The sequence below is a fragment of the Pseudomonas sp. PA-5-4B genome (genome assembly GCF_021606215.1).
GTDB lineage: Bacteria > Pseudomonadota > Gammaproteobacteria > Pseudomonadales > Pseudomonadaceae > Aquipseudomonas > Aquipseudomonas edaphica.
On the sequence record NZ_WKDB01000043.1, the window covers coordinates 20,484 to 39,326 of the forward strand.

Annotated in this window: 18 protein-coding genes; 12 read left to right on the top strand and 6 right to left on the bottom strand. The window is 61.4% G+C overall.

Going from position 1 to position 18,843, the window contains the following annotated elements; translation table 11 throughout:
- Positions 1 to 43 precede the first annotated feature (43 nt).
- Positions 44 to 796: a thioesterase II family protein gene (locus tag GIW28_RS20255; RefSeq protein ID WP_017134982.1), complete on the bottom strand. Its 753-nt coding sequence runs from the start codon at positions 794 to 796 to the stop codon at positions 44 to 46.
- A 300-nt stretch (positions 797 to 1,096) separates the two neighbouring features.
- Here GIW28_RS20255 and GIW28_RS20260 point away from each other — a divergent pair, with 300 nt between their 5' ends.
- Positions 1,097 to 1,648 carry an RNA polymerase factor sigma-70 gene (locus GIW28_RS20260; RefSeq protein ID WP_005789991.1) on the top strand — a complete coding sequence of 184 codons (552 nt, stop codon included), beginning with the start codon at positions 1,097 to 1,099 and terminating at the stop codon, positions 1,646 to 1,648.
- 224 nt (positions 1,649 to 1,872) lie between these two features.
- Here the strand turns inward: GIW28_RS20260 and GIW28_RS20265 are convergent, their stop codons facing one another.
- Both GIW28_RS20265 and GIW28_RS20270 read right to left on the bottom strand, forming a co-directional pair.
- Positions 1,873 to 2,661, bottom strand: a complete 789-nt coding sequence (locus GIW28_RS20265; RefSeq protein ID WP_176991392.1) for a substrate-binding periplasmic protein — start codon at positions 2,659 to 2,661, stop codon at positions 1,873 to 1,875.
- A gap of 93 nt (positions 2,662 to 2,754) precedes the next feature.
- Complete coding sequence (locus GIW28_RS20270; RefSeq protein WP_017134980.1) at positions 2,755 to 3,378, bottom strand: TetR/AcrR family transcriptional regulator; 624 nt, start codon at positions 3,376 to 3,378, stop codon at positions 2,755 to 2,757.
- Between the two features lie 153 nt (positions 3,379 to 3,531).
- On the opposite strand from GIW28_RS20270, the gene GIW28_RS20275 reads away from it, so the two are divergent.
- From GIW28_RS20275 to ppnP, 8 genes are all read left to right on the top strand, one after another.
- Positions 3,532 to 5,310 (top strand): acyclic terpene utilization AtuA family protein, encoded by a 1,779-nt coding sequence (locus GIW28_RS20275; protein WP_236446398.1) that lies wholly within the window; start codon positions 3,532 to 3,534, stop codon positions 5,308 to 5,310.
- Positions 5,311 to 5,322: 12 nt separating this feature from the next.
- On the top strand, positions 5,323 to 6,195 hold the full coding sequence (locus GIW28_RS20280) for an SDR family oxidoreductase (RefSeq protein ID WP_138448964.1): 873 nt from the start codon (positions 5,323 to 5,325) through the stop codon (positions 6,193 to 6,195).
- Between the two features lie 3 nt (positions 6,196 to 6,198).
- Positions 6,199 to 7,812 (top strand): acyl-CoA carboxylase subunit beta, encoded by a 1,614-nt coding sequence (gene atuC / locus GIW28_RS20285; protein ID WP_236458914.1) that lies wholly within the window; start codon positions 6,199 to 6,201, stop codon positions 7,810 to 7,812.
- A 68-nt stretch (positions 7,813 to 7,880) separates the two neighbouring features.
- Positions 7,881 to 9,038, top strand: a complete 1,158-nt coding sequence (gene atuD / locus GIW28_RS20290) for a citronellyl-CoA dehydrogenase (protein WP_017134976.1) — start codon at positions 7,881 to 7,883, stop codon at positions 9,036 to 9,038.
- A complete protein-coding gene (locus GIW28_RS20295; protein WP_138448967.1) occupies positions 9,035 to 9,796 on the top strand; it encodes an enoyl-CoA hydratase/isomerase family protein in 762 nt (253 codons plus the stop codon). Before atuD ends, GIW28_RS20295 begins: the two co-directional genes overlap by 4 nt.
- Before the next feature lie 126 nt (positions 9,797 to 9,922).
- Positions 9,923 to 11,839 carry an acetyl/propionyl/methylcrotonyl-CoA carboxylase subunit alpha gene (locus GIW28_RS20300; protein ID WP_236446396.1) on the top strand — a complete coding sequence of 639 codons (1,917 nt, stop codon included), beginning with the start codon at positions 9,923 to 9,925 and terminating at the stop codon, positions 11,837 to 11,839.
- Positions 11,840 to 11,913: 74 nt separating this feature from the next.
- Positions 11,914 to 12,456 carry an exonuclease domain-containing protein gene (locus tag GIW28_RS20305; RefSeq protein WP_236446394.1) on the top strand — a complete coding sequence of 181 codons (543 nt, stop codon included), beginning with the start codon at positions 11,914 to 11,916 and terminating at the stop codon, positions 12,454 to 12,456.
- A 63-nt stretch (positions 12,457 to 12,519) separates the two neighbouring features.
- Entirely contained in the window at positions 12,520 to 12,804 is a 285-nt protein-coding gene (gene ppnP / locus GIW28_RS20310) for a pyrimidine/purine nucleoside phosphorylase (protein WP_010566373.1), read from the top strand.
- A 47-nt stretch (positions 12,805 to 12,851) separates the two neighbouring features.
- Here the strand turns inward: ppnP and GIW28_RS20315 are convergent, their stop codons facing one another.
- Positions 12,852 to 13,658: an MOSC domain-containing protein gene (locus GIW28_RS20315; RefSeq protein ID WP_017134972.1), complete on the bottom strand. Its 807-nt coding sequence runs from the start codon at positions 13,656 to 13,658 to the stop codon at positions 12,852 to 12,854.
- A 296-nt stretch (positions 13,659 to 13,954) separates the two neighbouring features.
- The gene (locus GIW28_RS20320; protein ID WP_017134971.1) at positions 13,955 to 14,890 is read right to left on the bottom strand and encodes a chemotaxis protein CheV; all 936 of its coding nucleotides are present in this window, start codon (positions 14,888 to 14,890) and stop codon (positions 13,955 to 13,957) included.
- A 535-nt stretch (positions 14,891 to 15,425) separates the two neighbouring features.
- Here GIW28_RS20320 and GIW28_RS20325 point away from each other — a divergent pair.
- The 3 genes from GIW28_RS20325 (at position 15,426) to GIW28_RS20335 (ending at position 17,805) form a co-directional block, all read left to right on the top strand.
- Positions 15,426 to 15,875, top strand: coding sequence for a hypothetical protein (locus GIW28_RS20325; protein ID WP_169984806.1), 450 nt, complete (start codon positions 15,426 to 15,428; stop codon positions 15,873 to 15,875).
- A 380-nt stretch (positions 15,876 to 16,255) separates the two neighbouring features.
- Positions 16,256 to 17,149, top strand: a complete 894-nt coding sequence (locus GIW28_RS20330) for a sensor histidine kinase (protein WP_236446392.1) — start codon at positions 16,256 to 16,258, stop codon at positions 17,147 to 17,149.
- Entirely contained in the window at positions 17,146 to 17,805 is a 660-nt protein-coding gene (locus GIW28_RS20335) for a response regulator transcription factor (RefSeq protein WP_099548893.1), read from the top strand. The genes GIW28_RS20330 and GIW28_RS20335 overlap by 4 nt, the downstream gene beginning before the upstream one ends.
- Here GIW28_RS20335 and yegS read toward each other — a convergent pair.
- The gene (gene yegS, locus GIW28_RS20340; RefSeq protein WP_056861072.1) at positions 17,764 to 18,684 is read right to left on the bottom strand and encodes a lipid kinase YegS; all 921 of its coding nucleotides are present in this window, start codon (positions 18,682 to 18,684) and stop codon (positions 17,764 to 17,766) included. The two genes, GIW28_RS20335 and yegS, sit on opposite strands and share 42 nt — an antisense overlap.
- Positions 18,685 to 18,843 lie beyond the last annotated feature (159 nt).

Below are 18,843 nucleotides of genomic sequence, written 5' to 3' on the forward strand. Positions count from 1 at the left end.
TGCCTGAAATCGGCTTACGGGAAAATCGGGAATTAGGGCCGTGCTAAACGGCAGCCAGTTGGCGCGCCGCATCATTGCGCCAGCGGGCCAAGTGCTCGTCGGCATAGCGACGCAGGCAGCGCAGCACCGCGCTTTCGTGCTGCACGAGGAAGAAGTGGTGGCCGTCGAACATATCCAGGGAGAAGCCGCTGGCGGCATCCAGTTGCCAGTCGAGCAACTGGTCGGCGCGCACACTGTCCTGCTTGCCGCCAAACACATGGATCGGCATGCCCAGTGGCGCGCGCTCGCCATAGGTGAAGCTGCCGCACAGCAGGAAGTCGGCGCGCAGAATCGGCAGCATCAACTGCATCAATTCCGGGTTGCACAGCGCCTCTTCGGCGGTGCCCTGCAGTTCGCGCAGGCGGGCGATCAGTTGTTCATCGGTCTTTTCGATGGCGTATTCGCTCACATCGCGGCGCGCCGGGCCGGCGGTACCGGAAGCAAACAACGCCAGCGGCGCAGGCAGATTGCGTGCCTTCAGTGCATGCGCCAGTTCAAATGCCAGCAGGCCGCCCAGGCTGTGGCCGAACAAGGCATAGGGGCTGCCCAGGTCACGACCGATCTCGTCGGCAAGCTGCGCGGCCAAGGTTTTGATATCGCGCTGCAACGGCTCATCCATGCGCATGCCGCGGCCCGGCAATTCCAGCGGGCACACCTGCAACCAGTCAGGCAGAGCCCGGCGCCAGCGTGCATAGACCATCGCGCTGGCCCCCGAATAGGGCAGGCAGAACAGGCGCAATCGCGTGGAAACGCTCATTGATCGCGGTCTCCAAACTGAAAAACGCTGCCTGCACGATAAAAACCCATTTCGCCCTCCTGCGGGTGCTGATCCTTGGCCGTTGGCTAACGGGCCTGTCACCCAGAAGAACGGACGGCCCGGGCAAATAATTAGTCGCCGGGAGCGAGGGAGGCGTAGTTCACAGCGAACAAGAAAGCATAAGATTAGTTCGTCTTCTCATTTGACAATCATTATCATTAAGCATAATTTGTTGCCCGATGTGTAGGAGGCCTCAGCAAGGACGCCCTCCCCTAACTCTTTCGCGACAAGGTGATTTCCATGACGGAACAAGTATCCACAGGCAGGTGCGACTCACCCCTTTTGCAGGCATTCGTCGACAATCGACTTATTTTGGTGAAGATCGCCGCCCGGATTACCGGTTGCCGCTCGCGCGCCGAAGACGTCGTGCAGGACGCCTACTTTCGGCTGCAATCAGCGCCGACCATCACCTCGTCGTTCAAGGCTCAATTGAGTTATCTGTTCCAGATCGTGCGCAACCTGGCGATCGACCACTACCGCAAGCAGGCCCTGGAGCTCAAATATTCGGGGACGGAAGAGGAAGGCTTGAATGTGGTCATTCACGGCGCTTCACCGGAAACTTCGCATATCAACTTCAACACCCTGGAAAACATCGCTGACGCCCTGACGGAGTTGCCCCAGCGCACCCGCTATGCGTTCGAGATGTACCGTCTGCACGGCGTGCCGCAAAAGGACATCGCCAAGGAGTTGGGCGTATCGCCAACCCTGGTGAACTTCATGATTCGTGATGCGCTGGTGCATTGCCGCAAGGTGTCGGGCAGCCATAGCGATACGTTTGCACGCAGGGTGTGAAGCTGTAGAGATATGTGGCGAGCAGGCTTGCCCTGCGTTGGGGCGCGAAGCGGCCCTAAAACCGGACACTCGGTCCTAATTGGAAGAGCGCGGTGGCCTTACTGGGGCCGCTTCGCAGCCCAACGCAGGGCAAGCCTGCTCGCCACAACAAGCCTGCTCGCCACAGCAAGCCTGCTTGCCACAACAAGCCAGGTGGCCACAACAGGCCTGCTCAACGCAGATAATCAGGGCACCGGCCTCACATCAATGCGATACGGCTCGAAGATCTTCAACATCTCCCCGCTCTCACGCAGGTGCTTGAGCAGCTCGGCGAACGCCGCGCCGGTGATCGGCGCTTTGGGCCGTACCAGCGCGTAGTGGTGATACACCTGGTCAATCCGCTCCGAGACCAGGAACTGCCCGGCCATGTCCGCATTACGCACCATGAAGTCGCTCAGGTACGAACGCGTGACCAGCGCAATATCGGCACGCCCGCGCGCCACCATCAGCAGGTTGCTGTCATGGGAGTAGGTCAATGTGGCGTTGAAGTGTTCGGCCATGTTCTTGGGGTCGGGGTTGAAACCGGCAAAGGCGTAGTGATAACCGCTGAACACTGCCAGGCGCTTACCGGCGAGGTCGGTGAAATAGCTTTGGTCGCGGCCGGGCTTACGTTGGGCGACGAAGATTTCTGCATCTTCCAACCCCATGTCGACACTGGTGTGGGGAATATCCTGCCAACCCCAGTCGGGGTTTTCGAAGATGGCCATGTCGACCCGACCTTGCTCGAAATCACGAAAGCGCCGTGGAATCGACGTCGGCACCAGCACAAACTGGTAGTCGGTTTGCGCAGCGTTCAGGGCTTCGACCAGTTGCGGCAACAAACCGGTATCGGCGCCCTGCTCGGGCCGAACGGTGTAGGGCGGGAAGTGCGCGGCGCCGATCCTGACCAATTGCGCGGCCGACGCCGGCAGCCACCACGCGGTGCCCAGTGCCCATATAGTCAGTCCTGCAGCCAGCCGCCATGGCGAAAACATTGAGGCACACACCGTTTAACACTCTGATGGCAATAAGCTAGGCGTTTTTGTCAGGGGAGACAACTTTCCGTCGACAAATTAATAGCTTGCGCCTCAATCAGCTTTAAGCACCATCAACAGCGCCTCCTCGGCCAACTGTTCGAGGGTCAGGCTGCCTTCGGCGCGAAACCAGGTGGTGGTCCAGGACAAGGCGCCGGTCAGGAAGCGTCGAGTGATAAACACATCGCCCCGGATGTAACCCGCCGCCTTGGCCTCGCCCAGCACCTGCAGCCAGATGTCCTCATACACATCGCGCAGCGCCAGCACCTGAGCCTGGCCCTCGGCCGACAGCGAACGCCACTCGTAAACCAACACCGCCATCGCCTCGCCACTGCCGCCCATGATCGACTGCAACTCGCAGCGGATCAGCGCCAGCACGCGCTCACGCACGTTGCTGGCCTCTTCAAGTGAAGCGCGCATCATCGCGGTGTTGTAGTGGATGGTTTCCTCCATCACGGCACGCAGGATCTCGTCCTTGCTCTTGAAGTGATGAAAGATACTGCCGGACTGAATGCCCACGGCACTGGCCAAATCACGCACGGTCGTGCGCTCGAAACCCTTGTTGCGAAACAGGTGAGCCGCGGTTTGCAGCAACTTGCCCCGGGCACTGTCGGGGTCGGTCAACTGGCCGCCGTCGACCATGGTGCGCATCACCCGCAGGGCTTTTTGCTCATCCATGCTGCTCTCCTTCATCTCTACTGACGTCTTGGGCGGCAATTTAGGCCGTGGCCGCCAGCCAAGCAAGCGCTTGGGCAAAACTTATATCAACCGTTTACAAACCAAGCGCTTGCTTGGTAGTCTCGACACCAGCCATCAGAGGAAGGATTTCTCATGAGCAAGACGGTTCGTATCGGCTGCGCCAGCGCCTTCTGGGGCGACACCTGCACGGCTGCCGCCCAATTGGTGCACGGCGGCGCCCTGGATTACCTGGTGTTCGACTACCTGGCGGAAGTCACCATGTCGATCCTTGCCGGTGCGCGGATGAAAGATCCCCAGGCCGGTTACGCCACGGATTTTGTCGAGGTGCTCACGCCGTTGCTGGGGGAGATCCAGCGCCAGGGCATCCGCGTGGTCAGCAACGCCGGCGGCATCCACCCGCACGCCTGCGCCGCCGCCCTGCAAGCGGCCTGCGACAAGGCCAGTGTGCCGCTGAAAATCGCCGTACTGCTGGGCGACGACCTGCAACCTCAACTCAAGCAATTGCACAACATTACCGATATGTTCAACGGCGCGCCCCTGCCGCCGATGTGCGTTTCGGCCAATGCCTACCTCGGCGCACCCGGCATTGCTCAGGCACTGGCGCTGGGCGCCGATATTGTGATTACCGGGCGCGTGGTCGACAGCGCCGTGGTCAGCGCCGCCTTGGTGCATGAATTCAACTGGTCGTGGCAGGACTACGACCGCCTCGCTCAAGCTGCGCTCGCCGGGCATATCATCGAATGCGGCGCGCAGTGCAGCGGCGGTAACTTCACTGATTGGCGTGATGTACCGGACTACGAGCACATCGGTTTTCCCATCGTCGAAGTCAGCGCCGACGGCCAATTTACCGTGAATAAAGTCGCCGGCACCGGTGGGCTGATCAGCGAACTCAGCGTGGCCGAACAGTTGCTGTATGAAATCGGCGACCCGCGCGCGTATTTACTGCCCGATGTGATCTGCGATTTCAGCCAGGTCAACCTGCAGCAACAAGGCCAAAACTGCGTGCGCCTGCACGGCGCCAAGGGTTTACCGCCCACCGACCAGTACAAGGTCAGCGCCACTTACCCCGACGGTTTCCGTTGCACCGCCAGTTGCCTGATTGCCGGGATCGACGCGGTGGCCAAGGCCGAGCGAGTCAGCCAGGCGATCATCAACAAGACCTCGGAACTGTTCAGCCAACGCGGCTGGGCGCCTTACACCGAGGTAAACATTGAACTGCTCGGCAGCGAAGCCACCTACGGTGCCCACGCCCAGCGCCAGGATTGCCGCGAGGTGGTGGTGAAATTGGCGGTACGCCACCCCAGCAAGCAGGCCTTGGTGCTGTTCGCCCGCGAGATCGCCCAGGCGGCGACCGGCATGGCACCCGGCTTGACCGGCATTGTCGGCGGGCGACCGACCGTGTACCCGCTGATCCGGCTGTTTTCATTCCTGGTCGACAAATCATCCTGCGCACCGCAGGTCGACTTCCAAGGCGCGCGGCACACCGTTGCGTTGCCTTCATCAGCGCCGATGCGCACACCCGCCGCGCCGATTGATCCACCCAAACCCGAAGGCCGCGCGGACGCCAGTGTGCCCCTGGTGAAACTGGCCGTGGCGCGCTCCGGCGACAAGGGCAACCACAGCAATATCGGCGTAATCGCCCGCCACCCCGACTACCTGCCTTGGATCGCCGAAGCGCTGACCCCGGAGGTGATCGTCGACTGGATGAGCCACGTGCTCGACCCACTTCACGGCCGTGTCGAGCGCTGGTACTTGCCCGGCAGCCACAGCTTGAATTTCCTGCTGGAAAACGCCTTGGGCGGCGGCGGCATCGCCAGCCTGCGCATCGACCCGCAAGGCAAGGCCTTCGCCCAACAATTGCTGGAAATCCCCATCGCCGTGCCGCAACACATAGCCGATCAACTCTCCTAAAGGACCGTCGCCGTGGCCTTCGACTCGATCTTCAAAGCCGACCTGTTCCAGGGGCAAACCGTGATAGTCACTGGCGGCGGCAGTGGCATTGGCCGCTGCACTGCCCATGAACTGGCGGCCCTTGGTGCCAGTGTGATACTGGTGGGGCGCAAGCCGCAAAAGCTGCAACAGGTGGCCGCCGAAATCGCCGAAGACGGCGGCACCGCGCACTGGCTGGCCTGCGATATTCGCGATGAAGAAGCAGTGACAGCGCTGGTCACGCAGATCATCCGCGAGCATGGGCCGATCCATGGGTTGGTGAACAACGCCGGCGGTCAATACCCGTCGCCACTGGCTTCGATCAATCAAAAAGGCTTTGAAACCGTACTGCGCACCAACCTGGTGGGCGGTTTCCTGATGGCCCGTGAAGTGTTCAACCAGTCGATGAACAAGCACGGCGGCGCCATCGTCAACATGCTCGCCGACATGTGGGGCGGCATGCCCGGCATGGGCCACTCGGGTGCTGCACGCTCAGGCATGGACAACTTTACCAAGACCGCCGCTTTCGAATGGGGTTACGCCGGTGTACGCGTCAACGCCGTGGCGCCGGGCTGGATTGCGTCCAGCGGCATGGACACCTACGAAGGCGCGTTCAAGGCAGTGATCCCCACCCTGCGTGAGCACGTGCCGCTCAAGCGCATCGGCACCGAATCGGAAGTCAGCGCGGCCATCGTGTTTTTGCTCAGCCCCGCCGCCGCGTTTATCAGCGGTAGTACCTTGCGCATCGACGGCGCTGCCAGCCTGGGCAGCCGCGCCTGGCCGCTGCACAAGGCGCAGCCGCCGAGCGAGCCGTTCAACGGTTTCCACCGCGCGTATTTACCCGATGTGCTGAAAACGGAGCACTGAACCATGCCGGTGATTGAAAGCCTGATCGACGCCCACAGCCCACAGTTCGCGCACAACCGTGAAGCCATGCTGGCAAGCATCCAACAGTTGCGCCAACTGGAGCACAACCTGCTCGCCAAAGCACAGGAAGCCAAACCCAAGTTCGACAAACGCGGCCAGTTGTTGCCCCGCGAGCGCCTCAACCTGCTGCTGGACCCCGGCGCGCCGTTTCTGGAATTGGCCAGCCTGGCCGGCTACAAACTCCACGATGACAAAGACGGCAGCGCGGCCGGAGGCGGTTTGATCGCCGGTATCGGCTACGTCAGCGGCGTACGCATGCTGGTGGTGGCCAACAACAGCGCGATCAAGGGCGGCACCATTTCGCCGTCCGGCCTGAAAAAATCCCTGCGCCTGCAAAAGATCGCCATGGAAAACAAACTGCCGGTGGTGACCCTGGCGGAAAGCGGCGGTGCCAACCTCAATTACGCCGCCGAGATTTTCGTCGAAGGCGCACGCAGCTTCGCCAACCAGGCGCGCATGTCGGCCATGGGCTTGCCGCAGATCACCGTGGTACACGGCTCGGCCACGGCGGGCGGCGCGTATCAACCGGGGCTGTCGGATTACGTGGTGGTGGTGCGCGGCAAGGCCAAGCTGTTTTTGGCCGGGCCGCCGCTGCTCAAGGCCGCCACCGGCGAAGTGGCTACCGATGAGGAATTGGGCGGCGCCGAGATGCACGCGCAAACCGCCGGCACGGCCGAGTACCTGGCGGAAAACGATGCCGACGGCGTGCGCATCGTGCGCGAAATCGTCAGCCTGCTGCCTTGGGATGATCGCCTGCCACCCGCTCCACAACGGGCTTACAAGGAGCCGCTGTATCCTATCGACGAGTTGCTGGGGTTGATCCCCGATGACCCGAAAAAGCCCTACGACGTGCGCGAAATCCTCGCACGCCTGGCCGACGGCTCGCACTTTCTGGAGTTCAAAGGCGAGTTCGATGCCCACACCGTCTGCGGCCACTTGCATATCCAGGGCCGCGCCATTGGTGTGATCGGCAACAACGGCCCTATCACCCCCAAGGGTGCGAGCAAGGCTGCGCAATTTATCCAACTGTGCGACCAGAGCCGCACGCCGCTGCTGTTCCTGCACAACACCACCGGCTTTATGGTCGGCACCGAGTCGGAGCAACAAGGCGTGATCAAGCACGGCGCAAAGATGATCCAGGCGGTGGCCAATGCGCGGGTGCCTAAACTCACGGTGGTGGTCGGCGGCTCTTATGGCGCGGGCAACTATGCAATGTGCGGCCGTGGCCTGGACCCGCGTTTTATCTTTGCCTGGCCCAACAGCCGCACGGCGGTAATGGGCGGCGCGCAGGCGGGCAAGGTGCTGCGCATCGTGACTGAGGCCAAGCAATTGAAGGACGGTCTGGTGCCCGACCCCAAGGTGCTGGACATGCTCGAACAGGTCACCGCGCAGAAACTCGACAGCCAGTCCACCGCCCTCTATGGCAGCGCCAACCTGTGGGACGACGGGCTGATAGATCCACGCGATACCCGCACGCTATTGGGGTTCTTGCTGGATATCTGCCACGAGGCCGAGGTGCGCCAACTGCAGCCCAACAGCTTTGGTGTAGCGCGCTGATCGTGCCCACGCTCCGCGTGGTAACGCAGCCAAGGACGCTCCGCGTCCCAACAAGGAGAACAACAACAATGATCTTCACCCAGGAACACCAGGAACTGCGCCGCACCGTGCGTGCCTTCGTCGACCGCGAGATCAACCCGCACGTGGACGAGTGGGAAAAAGCCGGGCGCTTCCCCATTCACGAGATCTTCCGCAAGGCCGGCGACCTCGGCCTGCTGGGCATTTCCAAGCCGGAACAATTCGGCGGCATGGGCCTGGACTACAGCTACTCCATCGTCGCCGCCGAAGAGTTCGGCACCATCCGCTGCGGCGGCATCCCCATGTCCATCGGCGTGCAAACCGATATGTGCACGCCCGCCCTCGCCCGCTTCGGCTCCGATGAACTGCGCGACGAATTCCTGCGCCCGGCCATCAGCGGCGAGCAAGTGGGTTGCATCGGCGTCTCGGAAACCGGCGCCGGCTCCGACGTGGCGGGGCTTAAAACCCACGCGCGCAAGGACGGCGGCGACTACGTGATCAACGGCAGCAAAATGTGGATCACCAACTCGCCCAGCGCCGACTTTATCTGCCTGCTGGCCAACACCTCCGACGACAAGCCGCATATCAACAAATCACTGATCATGGTGCCAATGACCACCCCAGGCATCAGCGTCAGCCCGCCGCTGGAAAAGCTCGGCATGCACAGCTCCGAGACCGCCCAAGTATTTTTCGACGGTGTGCGCGTGCCGCAACGCAACCGCATCGGCCACGAAGGCGCAGGGTTCATGATGCAAATGCTGCAGTTCCAGGAAGAACGCCTGTTCGGCGCGGCCAATATGATCAAGGGCCTGGAGCACTGTATCGACAGCACCATCGAGTATTGCAAGGAGCGCCAGACCTTCGGCAAGGCGCTGATCGACAACCAGGTGATCCACTTTCGCCTGGCCGAGCTGTCCACCGAAATCGAATGCCTGCGCGCGCTGGTCTACCAGGCCACCGAGCAATACATCAAAGGCCAGGATGTGACCCGCCTGGCCTCCATGGCCAAACTCAAGGCCGGGCGCCTGGGCCGTGAGGTCAGCGACAGCTGCCTGCAATACTGGGGCGGCATGGGCTTTATGTGGGACAACCCGGTGGCCCGCGCCTACCGTGATGTGCGGCTAGTGTCGATTGGCGGCGGCGCCGACGAAATCATGCTGGGCATCATCTGCAAATTGATGGGCACCCTGCCCGGGAAAAAATCATGAACACCCTGCTGCTCGAGCCGCACAACGGCGTGCTGCACATCACCCTTAACCGCCCCGCCAGCCGCAATGCGATGAGCCTGGAGATGGTCAACGAACTGCGGTCGGTATTGGCACAATTGGACAGCCAGGTGCGCGCCGTGGTGATCAGCGGCGCCGGTGGGCACTTCTGTGCCGGGGCGGATGTGAAAGACATGGTCATGGCGGGCGGGCAGTTGCCGGCGCTGAACCGAGCCTTCGGCACCCTGCTGCAAGCCGTCGAAGCCGTGCCGCAAGTGGTGATCGTGGTGCTGCAAGGCGCGGTGCTGGGCGGCGGCTTTGGGCTGGCGTGCGTGAGTGATATCGCGATTGCCGACCACCAAGCGCAGTTCGGGTTACCTGAGACCAGCCTGGGCTTGTTGCCGGCGCAGATTGCGCCGTTTGTGGTCAAGCGCATTGGCTTGACCCAGGCACGTCGACTGGCGCTGACGGCGGCGCGGTTTGATGGGGTTGAGGCTGAGCGGTTGGGCGTGGTGCATTACGTCGAGCGCGATGCACAAGCATTGGCGGAACGATTGGATGAGGTGCTGGGGCAGGTGTTGCGCTGTGCGCCGGGGGCGAATGCGCGGACTAAAGCGCTGTTGCTCGCCAGTGTGGAACAACCGGTGGGCCCGCTGTTGGATCAGGCCGCAGAATGGTTTGCCGAGGCGGTGACGAGTGAAGAAGGGATTGAGGGGACGCAGGCGTTTGTGCAGAAGCGTAAGCCTGGGTGGTCTCGATGACGCCATCGCAGGCAAGCCAGCTCCCACAAGGGGAATGCATTTCAAACTGTGGGAGCTGGCTTGTCGGGTCGCCGCATCGCTGCGATAGGGGCCGAACATTCACCCAATGTGCCAAGGGATAAACCCATGCCTGCATTCACCAAAATCCTGATCGCCAACCGCGGCGAAATCGCCTGCCGCATCCAACGCACCGCCCAAACCCTGGGCTATCGCACCGTCGCCGTCTTCAGCGACGCCGACGCCCAGGCCCTGCACGTGCAAATGGCCGACGAAGCCGTCCACATCGGCCCCGCGCCGGTTAACCAGTCGTACCTCAACATCCCGGCCATCCTCGACGCCGCCAGACGCACAGGCGCCGACGCCATCCACCCCGGCTACGGCTTCCTCTCCGAAAACGCTGGATTCGCCCAAGCCTGCCTGGACGCCGGCCTCACCTTCATCGGCCCCAGCGTTGCCGCCATCGAGCTGATGGGCAGCAAACGCCAGTCCAAACTCGCCATGCTCGACGCGGGTGTGCCGTGCATCGCCGGTTACCAAGGCAATGCCCAGGATGACGCGACCTTGCAGCAAGAAGCCAACCGTATCGGCTACCCGCTGATGATCAAAGCCAGTGCCGGCGGTGGCGGGCGTGGCATGCGCCTGGTCCACGACGGCAGCCAACTGCTCGATCAACTGCGTACCGCACGCTCCGAAGCCCTCAACGCGTTTGGCAGCGACGAACTGATCCTCGAACAGGCTTTGATCGACCCGCGCCACGTTGAAATCCAACTGTTCGGCGACAACCACAACAACCTCATTTACCTGGGCGAACGCGACTGCTCGATCCAGCGCCGCCACCAGAAAGTCATCGAAGAAGCGCCCTGCCCGGTGATGACACCTGCGCTGCGCCAAGCCATGGGCGAAGCTGCGCTGAAGGCTGGGCGTGCGGTCAATTACGTCGGCGCCGGCACCGTCGAATTTCTGCTCGACCGCAACGGCCACTTCTACTTCCTGGAGATGAACACCCGCCTGCAAGTGGAGCACCCGGTCACCGAACTGATCACGGGGTTGGACTTGGTTGAGTTGCAACTGAACATCGCCGCTGGCGAACCGCTGCCGTTGCAACAGGCCGACGTAACCCTGACCGGCCACGCCATGGAAGTGCGCCTGTACGCCGAAGACCCGGCCCTGGGCTTTTTGCCGCAAACCGGCGACGTGCTGCGCTGGGAGCCGGCTGCCCGGGTACGCATCGACCACGGCGTGCTTGAGGGCCAACGCATCAGCCCGTTCTATGACGCCATGCTGGGCAAAATCATCGCCCACGGCGCCACCCGCGAAGAGGCCCGGCGCAAATTGCTGCGCGCAGTGCAAGACACCGTGTTACTGGGCGTCACCACCAACCAGGGTTTGCTGGTGGACCTGCTCGGGCAAGCGGACTTTATCGCAGGCGAGTTCAGTACCGGGTTTATCGCCAAACACTTCAATGACATCCCACGTCACGCCGCGACAAAGGAGCAGGTCGCGCTGGCCGCCGCACTGTTTTACCAACACAGCGCCAACACCCACCGCCAAGGCTTGTCGGGATGGCGCAACAAGGCCGCCTGGCGCTATCGCCTGGCGGTGAACGACGAGGTGCAGGACCTCGACGTCAACGTATTGGACGGCAATCATCTGCAAGCCAACGGCATCGAGATCCATGACCTGACCACCGACGGCCGCTGGGCCACACTGGTGATCGACGGTATTCGCCGTCGCCTGCCCTACCATCTGGACGACACTCAGCTCTGGCTGCCGGGCGTGAAGATCATCAACCGCACCCAACACGTCGCCAGCCGCCGGGCCGACGCCAGCACCGGCATCGTCAAGGCACCGATGGACGGCGCGATTGTCGATATCCGCGTAAGCGCCGGTGAAAGCGTCAGCAAAGGCCAACTGCTGCTGGTGCTCGAAGCCATGAAAATGGAACATCCGCTGACGGCCGGCATCGACGGTGTGATCAAGGGTGTGCAGGTTGTCGCAGGAGATCAAGTGCGCAATCGCCAGGTTTTGCTGGAGATCGAATAACACCCTAGGCGGAACTACACGGCCCAGCTACGCTCTATCCCCATCAGGAAAGGACGAGTACGGGAACCTGCACGATGCCCCATTGGCTGATTATTGACCTTGAAGCCACAACGGATGAAGGCGGCTGGCCCGTGACGGAGATGGAAGTCATCGAGATCGGCGCCAGCCTCGTGAACCGCCAGGGCCGCGAACTGGATCACTTCCAGCGCTTTGTGCGGCCGCTGCGTCGCCCCTTGCTGACGCCGTTCTGTCGCCAACTCACGCATATCACCCAGGCCAACATCGACGCGGCGGCGCCGATCACCGAGGTGTGGCCCTTGTTTGAGCGTTGGCTGGGCCAACATCAAGCGCGCCTGGAAGGCTGGGCCAGCTGGGGCGACTACGACCGCGCGCAGCTTGAACTTGAATGGCAACGCCATGGCCTGACCAGCGCGCTCGCCCAGACCGCGCATTTGAACCTCAAGCAGCGTTTCGCCAAGGCCCGGCGGCTGGACAAGCCCTTGGGGCTCAACGGTGCGCTGCAATTGGCGGGGATGCAGTTCCATGGCCAGCAACATCGGGCATTGGAAGACGCGCGCAACACCGCACGCCTGCTGCCGTTGATTTTGCCGGTCTAGGCAGCACCCCCGGCCTTGGGCATACTGGCCGACCTTTCCAGACCCTTTTCCGAGGATTCACCCATGTTCAAAGTCAACGAGTACTTCGACGGCACCGTCAAGTCGATCGCTTTCGGCACCGCAGAGGGCCCTGCGACCATCGGCGTGATGGCACCGGGTGAATACGAATTCGGCACCGCCCAGCGTGAAATCATGCACGTGGTGTCCGGCGCCCTGTCCGTCAAGCTGCCAGATGCCAACGCCTGGGAAACCTTCGCGGCCGGCAGCCAGTTCAACGTGCCGGCCAACAGCAAGTTCCAACTGAAGGTTGCCGTAGACACCGCTTACCTGTGCGAATACCGCGGCTAAGGGTTACAGCGCAAAAAAATGCCCGTCTCGCAGGAGACGGGCATTTTTTATTCCAGGATCGTCACGGGCATTCCGACGGCTAATTCACCGCTGCCATCGTTGACCAGGTTCTGGCCGAACATCACGTCACCGCCCTGCTCACGGTAGGTCTTGAGTGTCGCCAGCGGCTCACGGTCGGCGCTGCGCTCGCCGCTGGCCGGGTCGATGGTGGTGAGGATGCAGCGCGAGCACGACTTGACCACGCGAAACTCCACGTCGCCGATACGCACGCGCTTCCAACCGTCTTCGGCGAAGGCCTCGCTGCCTTCAATCACTAGATTGGGACGGAAACGCAGCATTTCCATCGGCCGGCCGATGCGCTGGGACAAGTCGTCCAACGAGGCCTGGCCGATCAGCAGCAAGGGGAAACCATCGGCAAAACCGACCTGATCGTCGTCCTTGCCATAACCGGCCTCGGTAGTACGTGCACGTGCCAGCGGCACCTGCACCAGCCGCGTGGGCTTGCCGATAAAGTCGCTGACCCAGGCCGCCGCCGCATCGCCGGCATCCGGCACACGCAGTGTGTCGCGCCATATCGTCACGCCGCGCAACTCGGCATCGCTGCCCGGCAGCGCCACGTCCAGCGTGGCAAAGCCAGGCGAATTAAGGGTCAGGCCACCGGCGCTGTTCCACAACGCCGACAACTGGCTCATCTTCGCCACCGCCCGCTGGGTCAGGAATCGGCCACTGGCTTCGTCCACCAGCATCCAGCGTCGATCCCCATCCAGCCCGAGTTTATCCAGGCCGATGTGCTGCAAGGCTTCGGCCTTGCCAGACTTCAAGGGGTAACGGTACAGCGCGCTGAGACGAAGCATGGGCCTGCATTCCTGAGGGGGACAAAGCGCCACCCTATAGGACGGGACTTCCAGAATCAAAGGTCGCTGGAGCTCTTGTGACCGGTAAGCTTACTGTGGCGAACAGGCTTGCCCGGCGTTGGGGGGCGAAGCGGCCCTGAAACCAGGCGCTTTGGTTTTGCCTGGAAGTACGCGGCGCCTTTATAGGGGCTGCTTCGCAGCCCAACGCAGGGCAAGCCTGCTCGCCACAACAAGCCTGCTTGCCACAGCAAGCCTGCCTGCCATCACGAGACTGCCTGCCACAATAGGCCGCCTGCTCAGGCGGGCACTTCGTCCAACATCAAGCGTTGGCGCACCACATCCACCAGCTTGTCGGGTTGGAATTTGGACAGGAAGTTGTCGCAACCGACCTTCTTGACCATTGAGTCGTTGAAGCTGCCCGACAGCGAGGTGTGCAGCACCACATAAAGGCCACGCAGGCGCGGGTCGTTGCGGATTTCGGTGGTCAGGCGGTAGCCGTCCATCTCGGGCATTTCGGCGTCGGTGAAGATCATCAGCAATTTGTCGGTCATGACCTGGCCGCTGTCGGCCCAGGCCTTGAGCATGTTCAGCGCCTTGAGGCCGTCGCTGGCAATGTGCATCTTCACGCCGAGTTGCCCCAGGGTGTCGCGCAGTTGCGAGAGGGCCACGTTGGAATCGTCCACCAGCAGCACTTCGCGGCCACGGGCACGTTCCAGCACCGGGTCTTCAAGTTTTTCCCGCGAGACTTTGGCGTTGTACGGCACGATTTCGGCGAGGACTTTTTCCACATCGATGATTTCCACCAACTGGTCATCGACCTTGCTGATGGCCGTGAGGTAATGCTGGCGCCCGGCGCTGGCCGGTGGCGGCAGGATGGCTTCCCAGTTCATGTTGACGATACGGTCCACACCGCCCACCAGGAAGGCCTGCACCGAACGGTTGTACTCGGTGACGATAATCGTGCTGTTCGGCCCCGGCACCAGCGGACGCATGCCGATGGCCTGTGACAGGTCGATGACCGGCAGGGTCTGGCCACGCAGGTTGACCACGCCGCATACAAACGGGTGACGCTGGGGCATCAGGGTCAACTTGGGCAGTTGCAGGACTTCCTGAACCTTGAACACGTTGATCGCAAACAATTGCCGCCCGGCCAGGCGAAACATGAGGATCTCCAGGCGATTCTCACCCACCAGTTGCGTGCGTTGATCTACCGTGTCGAGAATGCCGGCCATTAAAAGCTCCTGATGTGGGATTGTGCAGCTCACTTAAGGGTGGTTATCGGCGGCAAGCGCCAGACCTTGACCCCGGTAAAATGCCATGTAAATACATTGATGTCACACTGACATCATGGTTTACTGCAATCCGCTCTCCAGACGGCAGTACAGCGACCTTGCGCGACATTCAAATCGACGTAGGGTTCCGCTGTGTAAGGGATTCCCCTATGCACAATCAGGCCCGACCTGATATTCGCGATATCTAATAGCCATTAATGTGACGCCATTCTCATTGCATGAATGGAGTCAGGCTTTTGTTTGCCATCCCAAGCCCTCGGCCCACGGGTCTTCCAGACTTATACGTGGCGGCAACCAAAGTTGTGCAAATGACCCGAATGACCAGGGCCTTCCACGGCGACTCTGATCATTCAAGTAACGGTCCTACTGAAATTTCAGAAGCAGGCTACAGATCTCAGTCATATTTCAGCGGTAGTTTTACGCCATTCACCCGGTGCGACATCTCATCACCCGACCTTATGTTGCGGAGACTTGCATGATGAATAGCGCAAACGAATGGCAGACTGCACTTCCCGAGTTTCTGCTGGAAGCCGAAAAGCTTTTGGCCAAGTCAGAAGAGTGCCTGCACCATTTACATCTGATTCGCAACGACAGCGATGCCATCGACTGCATGAAAACCAGCCTGGCCAAGCTGGCGGAAAAAGCCGAAGGCCTGGCCCTGCAGGCGATCAGCGAGTTTTCCCGACATATCCAATACCTGATCGCCAACGCCGCAAGCCCCATGGAGCTGCACGACCAGGCGCTGAGTGCCCTGCATGACTGCCTGACGCTGCTGGCCTGGCAACTGGAGCTGATCGACATCCGCACCGGCGAACTGACGCTGGATGACAGCGAACAAACCACACTGATCGCGACCGTCACTTTGCAGATCCCGCAGAAAGACTTCACGCATAAACCACAACAGCGCGTACATCACGCGTCCTGAGTACTGACAGGTCGTATTTGATCGTCGAGTTATCTAAAAACGACCGTACATTCAACGGTCGACAATGATGCGTGGGCGATATATATCAATTAGCCATCAACGCAATATCGATACAAACAAACCAAATTAATATAACTATGCTGAGTAAACCGCTGGCTCTTTGAACTACGGAGTCAGGTTCCTCGGCGTTTGGCGCAGATTAGGCGGCACCGGGTAAGGCGCCAGGCGACCGACGGTAATAGTGGTGGTACTATGCCCCGTTCGAAGTGACTCAACTTCATCATGTATAAAAAAACGTTCCAGCACCGTATTCCACACAGAGCCCTGTCAGCCGCAGTGACCGGTCTTCCCGCAGCGAACCTTCATTGGCTCCATCCGCTATGTACGCCAGCCTAAAGTCACTCATCGCAAGGTCCGTGTCCCGCAGCAATGCTCGCCGCCTGGCCCTCGCCCTGTGCCTTTGCTCGCTGTTCGTCAGTCTGTGGGCCTACACACGCTCAGCGCCCCTGCCTTTGTTGATAGTGCTGCTCAACCTGGCCACCCTGGTGGTGGTGGGGCTGCAGCAGTGGCGCTCGCGCAAGTCGATAAAATTCCAGCCGCAGGAACTGGCCGACCGCCTGCTACAGGTCCAGGAAAACGAACGCCACCGCCTCAGCCGCGAACTGCATGACGATATCGGCCAACTGCTGACCGCCGCCAAACTGCAAAGCGAATGGCTCAAGCGTCGCCTGCCCGACGACCTGCAAAGCCAATGCACGGTGTTATGCAATACCTTGAACGAAACCCTGGCCAAAGTGCGCGACGTGTCCGCCATCCTCAACCCCCGCCAGTTGGCCAGCCTGGGCCTTGAGGCGAGCCTGCGCGCGCACTTGCTCAAGACCCTGGAAAACACCTCGGTGCACTGGAGCCTGGAATGCCAGCAGCGCCTGACCGGCATCCCGGAAGAAATGGCCGTGGCCGCCTTTCGCATCACCCAGGAAGCGGTGACCAATATGTTGCGCCATGCCCAGGCGCAGAATTTGCTGGTACGCCTGCAACGCCTGCCCGAAGGCCTGTCGCTGATGATCTGCGATGACGGCCTGGGCTTTTCACCGGCGACCAACCCAGGCCTTGAAGGCCAACGAGGCATGGCCGGCATGACCGAGCGCATCGACCAACTGGGCGGTGCATTGTCTGTCAGCAGCCAGCCAGGCAAAGGCACGCGCATCGACGCGCTTTTTCCCTGGGCGCCCCGCGCCCTCGAACGGGCCAATTCCCCTAAGGTTCTCGAGTGACTTGCAACTTACTCCTGGTGGATGACCACGCACTGATCCGGGCCGGCGTACGCGCGCTGATCCAGGATATCCAAGGCTACAGCGTGATCGGCGAGGCCAGCGATGGCGCGCAATTGCTGGAGACATTCAGCGCACTGCAGCCAGATATCGTGCTGCTCGACCTGTCGATGAAATACACCGGCGGCCTCGACGCGCTTCAGCAACTCAAGGCGGCCTACCCCAAAAGCAAGGTGCTGATCCTGTCGATGCACACCGACCCGGAGCTGATCATGCGCGCGCTGGAGTCCGGCGCCCATGGCTACCTGCTCAAGGACACCACCGCCAGCGAGCTGGAACATGCCCTGCTGGCCTTGCGTAACAACGAGCGCTACCTGAGCCCTGCGATTGCCCACACGGTGATCAACCAGGCGCTGATCCGCAGCCAGGGGCCTGTCTCCTCCGCCGCCGACAACCATAACCTTACGGCGCGCCAGCTGGAGATCCTGCGTTTGATCGTGCGCGGCAAGTCCACCCGGGAAATCGCCCATGGCCTGGGCTTGAGTATCAAGACAGTGGAAGCGCATCGCTCGCAGATCATGAAACGCCTGCAGATCTTCGACGTGGCGGGCCTGGTGTTATTCGCCGTTCGCGAGCAGATCATCAGCCTGGACGACTAACGGCGAGCCCAGCGGCAAGTGCACGCGCAGGGCCTTGGGCAGCGCGGAAAAACGCAGGTCATCGCCTTTCAATGGCTCGCCATCAAGGTTGATATACAGCCCTTCGGCCACTTTGATCTCGACCCATGGCAGGCGCGCGCGGACAAACATATTGTCCAGGCCCCAGCCGTCACTCATCAGGGTCATCAGCGTGCCGACCACTTCCTGGGGCGCCGGCAAAATACTGATATCAAGCAAGCCATCATCGGCCAGCGCGCCAGGGCACAGCACATGCCCACCGCCCGCCTGGCGGCCGTTGCCGATGCCCAGTGCAAGCAAATCGCCCTTCCAGTGAAAGCCCGGCCCTTCCAGCTCGCCATACGCCGCCTTCAACTCGCTGAAACGCGACAGCCCGGTGAACAGATACGCCGCGCCGCCCAGCACTTTTTTCAGGTCTTCAGAGGTATTGGCGGTGACCTGGCTGCCAAAGCCGCCGGTGGCCATATTGAGGAACATCTGCCCACCGGCCTGACCGAGGTCGATGGCCCTGGGCGGCACATCCAGCAGCGCCAGCGCGCGTTCAGGCTCCAGCGGCACACCGGCGGCGCGGGCAAAGTCGTTGGCGGTGCCCAGCGGCATCAACACCAGGCTGGCGTCGGTCTTGGCCAAGGCCATGGCCTCGGCTACATCACGCAACGTGCCGTCGCCACCACCGGCGATCAAGTGGGTATAACCGTCGGCCAAGGCTTCATTGACCAGGCGCTGGGCATCGCCGCCCTCCCACGTCACCCGTACCGCCAGCTCCCAACCCTGCTCGCGCCGGGCCTGCACGGCAGCGCGCACGTCCTCATTGAGGGCTTGCTTGCCGTGCAGGATCAACAGTGCTTTGGGGGTGGTCATGGGGGCATTCTCCTGGGTTCAAGGGTTCCTGAAGGATGTGGACCTTTGAGGAGAAGAAAAAAGCCATCCGCTTGAAAATTAATTCGTCGCCGGGTTACATCAATTTCAAAGCCTGCGATTAAAAACCGACTACATTAAAACCAATGGTGCAGCGTTAAC